The sequence below is a fragment of the Rothia nasimurium genome, assembly GCF_042660305.1.
Taxonomy (GTDB): domain Bacteria; phylum Actinomycetota; class Actinomycetes; order Actinomycetales; family Micrococcaceae; genus Rothia; species Rothia nasimurium.
This window is the reverse complement of the sequence record NZ_JBHSTW010000032.1, coordinates 1-5403: the sequence shown is the minus strand read 5'-3', so window position 1 is coordinate 5403 and position 5403 is coordinate 1. Positions and strand designations below refer to the sequence as shown.

Annotated in this window: 2 rRNA genes; both read left to right on the top strand. The window is 52.3% G+C overall.

The features are described from left to right. The first annotated feature begins 350 nt into the window (after nt 1-350). Nucleotides 351-1879 (top strand): 16S ribosomal RNA (locus ACFP6B_RS11055). A gap of 375 nt (nt 1880-2254) precedes the next feature. After that, nucleotides 2255-5347, top strand: a 23S ribosomal RNA gene (locus ACFP6B_RS11050). The 16S and 23S rRNA genes sit together here, the layout of an rRNA operon. The last annotated feature ends 56 nt before the right edge of the window (nt 5348-5403 follow it).

Genomic DNA, 5403 nt, shown 5'->3' with positions numbered 1-5403 from the left:
GAGTTGCCCAAACGGGTAACACAAAAACTTGAGAATGACCGATACGAAACACCGGCCAGCATCTGGCTAGGGTTGAGAATGCGGTTTGTTGCTTGAAAACTCAATAGCGTACCAATGTTATAAATAACATTCTTATCGTCCACACTACACACTAGTGTTCACAAGGAACACCAGGTAGTGCGGAAATTGAACTGATACCAAATATTTATACAACATGTGAGAAACCAACGGTTTCTCACTGAATTTGATAATCAATTGGTTTCAGATTCGTCAGCTCGAACCACACCACCCCGTGGTGAATGGTTCGCTAACAATCAGAGACCAGGATCATCAACTACTTCATTATTTTTCTAACGGAGAGTTTGATTCTGGCTCAGGACGAACGCTGGCGGCGTGCTTAACACATGCAAGTCGAACGATGAAGCCCAGCTTGCTGGGTGGATTAGTGGCGAACGGGTGAGTAATACGTGAGTAACCTGCCTTTAACTCTGGGATAAGCCTTGGAAACGAGGTCTAATACCGGATACGACCAGTTCCCGCATGGGATGCTGGTGGAAAGGGATATGTACTGGTTTTAGATGGGCTCACGGCCTATCAGCTTGTTGGTGAGGTAACGGCTCACCAAGGCGACGACGGGTAGCCGGCCTGAGAGGGTGACCGGCCACACTGGGACTGAGACACGGCCCAGACTCCTACGGGAGGCAGCAGTGGGGAATATTGCACAATGGGCGCAAGCCTGATGCAGCGACGCCGCGTGAGGGATGACGGCCTTCGGGTTGTAAACCTCTTTCAGCAGGGAAGAAGCGAAAGTGACGGTACCTGCAGAAGAAGCGCCGGCTAACTACGTGCCAGCAGCCGCGGTAATACGTAGGGCGCGAGCGTTGTCCGGAATTATTGGGCGTAAAGAGCTTGTAGGCGGTTTGTCGCGTCTGCTGTGAAAGCCCGGGGCTTAACCCCGGGTTTGCAGTGGGTACGGGCTAACTAGAGTGCAGTAGGGGAGACTGGAATTCCTGGTGTAGCGGTGAAATGCGCAGATATCAGGAGGAACACCAATGGCGAAGGCAGGTCTCTGGGCTGTAACTGACGCTGAGAAGCGAAAGCATGGGGAGCAAACAGGATTAGATACCCTGGTAGTCCATGCCGTAAACGTTGGGCACTAGGTGTGGGGGACATTCCACGTTTTCCGCGCCGTAGCTAACGCATTAAGTGCCCCGCCTGGGGAGTACGGCCGCAAGGCTAAAACTCAAAGAAATTGACGGGGGCCCGCACAAGCGGCGGAGCATGCGGATTAATTCGATGCAACGCGAAGAACCTTACCAAGGCTTGACATATACTGGACCGCTCTAGAGATAGAGTTTCCCTTCGGGGCTGGTATACAGGTGGTGCATGGTTGTCGTCAGCTCGTGTCGTGAGATGTTGGGTTAAGTCCCGCAACGAGCGCAACCCTCGTTCTATGTTGCCAGCACGTAATGGTGGGGACTCATAGGAGACTGCCGGGGTCAACTCGGAGGAAGGTGGGGATGACGTCAAATCATCATGCCCCTTATGTCTTGGGCTTCACGCATGCTACAATGGCCGGTACAAAGGGTTGCGATACTGTGAGGTTGAGCTAATCCCAAAAAGCCGGTCTCAGTTCGGATTGGGGTCTGCAACTCGACCCCATGAAGTCGGAGTCGCTAGTAATCGCAGATCAGCAACGCTGCGGTGAATACGTTCCCGGGCCTTGTACACACCGCCCGTCAAGTCACGAAAGTTGGTAACACCCGAAGCCGATGGCCTAACCCCTTGTGGGAGGGAGTCGTCGAAGGTGGGATTGGCGATTGGGACTAAGTCGTAACAAGGTAGCCGTACCGGAAGGTGCGGCTGGATCACCTCCTTTCTAAGGAGCTTCAACATATTGGTTGAGCCACGCTGAACGCGAGTGTCGTTTGGGTGGTTTGCTCATGGGTGGAATGTTAGTTCAGGTGCCCTTGTGGTGCTGATGAGAATGTGTGTAATGCTGGTGCGCTTTTGGGTTTTGAGGTAACAAGCCATGTGGTTTGTTGCTCTCAGGTTCCCGGCATGAGAGTAGTGGTCAGGTATTTTTCCTGGTTGCCTCGAGTGGTATCGGGTTGTTGTTTGAGAACTGTATAGTGGACGCGAGCATCTTCGAATTTATTTGAAGAAATCTCAATTCAATTTTTGGATTGTGTTCTTTTGATACTTTTGATTTTGTACTTAGTTAGTCAAGGTTAATATCTTTGATTTTATCTGTGTGTAAGTTATTAAGGGCACACGGTGGATGCCTTGGCACTAGAAGCCGATGAAGGACGTGTGAATCTGCGAAAAGCCTGGGGAAGCCGATAACAGGGCGTTGATCCCAGGATGTCCGAATGGGGAAACCCAGCAAGCCATCATGGTTTGTTACCACCAGTTGAATGTATAGGCTGGTTGGAGGGAACGAGGGGAAGTGAAACATCTCAGTACCCTCAGGAAGAGAAAATAACTAATGATTCTGTGAGTAGTGGCGAGCGAAAGCGGAAGAGACTAAACCTGTGGTGTGTGATACCGGTTGAGGGTTGCATCATGGGGGTTGTGGGAGTACGCATAACAGTTTCAACCAGCTGTTGACGTGATGTTCTAGCATGTAGGTGAACGCCTTGGGATGGGCGACCGGAGAGGGTGAGAGTCCTGTAATCGTAATGTGTTAGACCGCGTGTGTGCCACCCGAGTAGCACGGGGCTCGTGGAATCTCGTGTGAATCTGCCAGGACCACCTGGTAAGTCTAAATACTTTCTAGTGACCGATAGTGAATCAGTACCGTGAGGGAATGGTGAAAAGTACCCCGGGAGGGGAGTGAAATAGTACCTGAAACCGTGTGCTTACAAGCCGTTGGAGCCTTTAGGGGTGACAGCGTGCCTTTTGAAGAATGAGCCTGCGAGTTAGTGTTCTGTCGCGAGGTTAACCCGTGTGGGGAAGCCGTAGCGAAAGCGAGTCTGAATAGGGCGAGTCAGTGGCAGGATCTAGACCCGAAGCGGAGTGATCTATCCATGGCCAGGTTGAAGCGACGGTAAGACGTCGTGGAGGACCGAACCCACTTCAGTTGAAAATGGAGGGGATGAGCTGTGGATAGGGGTGAAAGGCCAATCAAACTCTGTGATAGCTGGTTCTCCCCGAAATGCATTTAGGTGCAGCGTTACGTGTTTCTTGCCGGAGGTAGAGCTACTGGATGGCCGATGGGCCCCACAGGGTTACTGACGTCAGCTAAACTCCGAATGCCGGTAAGTGAGAGCGTAGCAGTGAGACAGTGGGGGATAAGCTTCATTGTCGAGAGGGAAACAGCCCAGACCATCAACTAAGGTCCCTAAGCGTGTACTAAGTGGGAAAGGATGTGGAGTTGCTTAGACAACCAGGAGGTTGGCTTAGAAGCAGCCACCCTTGAAAGAGTGCGTAATAGCTCACTGGTCAAGTGATTCTGCGCCGATAATGTAGCGGGGCTCAAGTACACCACCGAAGTTATGGCAATCAGTTTTTACTGGTTGGGTAGGGGAGCGTCGTGTATCCAGTGAAGCTGCGGTGTAAACCAGTGGTGGAGGGTATGCGAGTGAGAATGCAGGCATGAGTAGCGAATCACGGGTGAGAAACCCGTGCGCCGGATGATCAAGGGTTCCAGGGTCAAGCTAATCTGCCCTGGGTTAGTCGGGGCCTAAGGCGAGGCCGACAGGCGTAGTCGATGGATAACGGGTTGATATTCCCGTACCGGCGAAAAACCGCCCATACTGATATTTTGATGCTAACTGTGAGAAGCCGCTTGTAACCTGCGCCTTTGGGTGTGGGAGCTTGTGGTGGACTGCAGGACCCGATTTTTGGAGGTAAACGTATTAACAGGTGTGACGCAGGAAGGTAGCCAAGCCACGCGATGGTTGTCGTGGTCTAAGCGTGTAGGGTATCCGGTTGTTAAATGCGCCGGTGTTGGCCTGAGACGTGATGGGACCCCGTTTGTGGGGGATTTGGTGATCCTATGCTGCCGAGAAAAGCATCGACGTGAGGTTTTAGCCGCCCGTACCCGAAACCGACACAGGTGATCAGGTAGAGAATACTAAGGCGATCGAGAGAATCATGGTTAAGGAACTCGGCAAAATGTCCCCGTAACTTCGGGAGAAGGGGAGCCTTGAGCGTGACCCACCTGCGCGGTGGTGAGCGTGTATGGGTCGCAGAGAATTGGGGGAAGCGACTGTTTATCAAAAACACAGGTCCGTGCGAAGTCGTAAGACGATGTATACGGACTGACTCCTGCCCGGTGCTGGAAGGTTAAGAGGATTGGTTAGCCTTTTTTGGCGAAGCTGAGAATTTAAGCCCCAGTAAACGGCGGTGGTAACTATAACCATCCTAAGGTAGCGAAATTCCTTGTCGGGTAAGTTCCGACCTGCACGAATGGAGTAACGACTTCCCTACTGTCTCAACCATGAACTCGGCGAAATTGCAGTACGAGTAAAGATGCTCGTTTCGCGCAGCAGGACGGAAAGACCCCGTGACCTTTACTATAGTTTGGTATTGGTGTTCGGTGTGGCTTGTGTAGGATAGGTGGGAGACTGTGAAGCATGGACGCTAGTTCGTGTGGAGTCGTTGTTGAAATACCACTCTGGTCGCTCTGGATGTCTAACTTCGGCCCGTGATCCGGGTCAGGGACAGTGCCTGATGGGTAGTTTAACTGGGGCGGTTGCCTCCCAAAAAGTAACGGAGGCGCCCAAAGGTTCCCTCAGCCTGGTTGGCAATCAGGTGTTGAGTGTAAGTGCACAAGGGAGCTTGACTGTGAGACTGGCAGGTCGAGCAGGGACGAAAGTCGGGACTAGTGATCCGGCGGTACGTTGTGGAACGGCCGTCGCTCAACGGATAAAAGGTACCTCGGGGATAACAGGCTGATCTTGCCCAAGAGTCCATATCGACGGCATGGTTTGGCACCTCGATGTCGGCTCGTCGCATCCTGGGGCTGGAGTTGGTCCCAAGGGTTGGGCTGTTCGCCCATTAAAGCGGTACGCGAGCTGGGTTCAGAACGTCGTGAGACAGTTCGGTCCCTATCCGCTGCGCGCGTTGGAAATTTGAGAAAGGCTGTCCTTAGTACGAGAGGACCGGGACGGACGAACCTCTGGTATGTCAGTTGTACCGCCAGGTGCATGGCTGATTGGCTACGTTCGGGAGGGATAACCGCTGAAAGCATCTAAGCGGGAAGCCTGTTTCGAGATGAGATTTCCTGGTGGTTTTTGTGCCACGTGAGGATCCCTATAGATGATGGGGTTGATAGGCCAGGTATGGACGCGGGGAATGCCCGTGGAGTTGACTGGTACTAATAGTCCGAAGGCTTACACTTTTATGACTGAGTTTGTTTTTGTTTGCGTCCACTGTATGGTTTTGAGATAACAACCC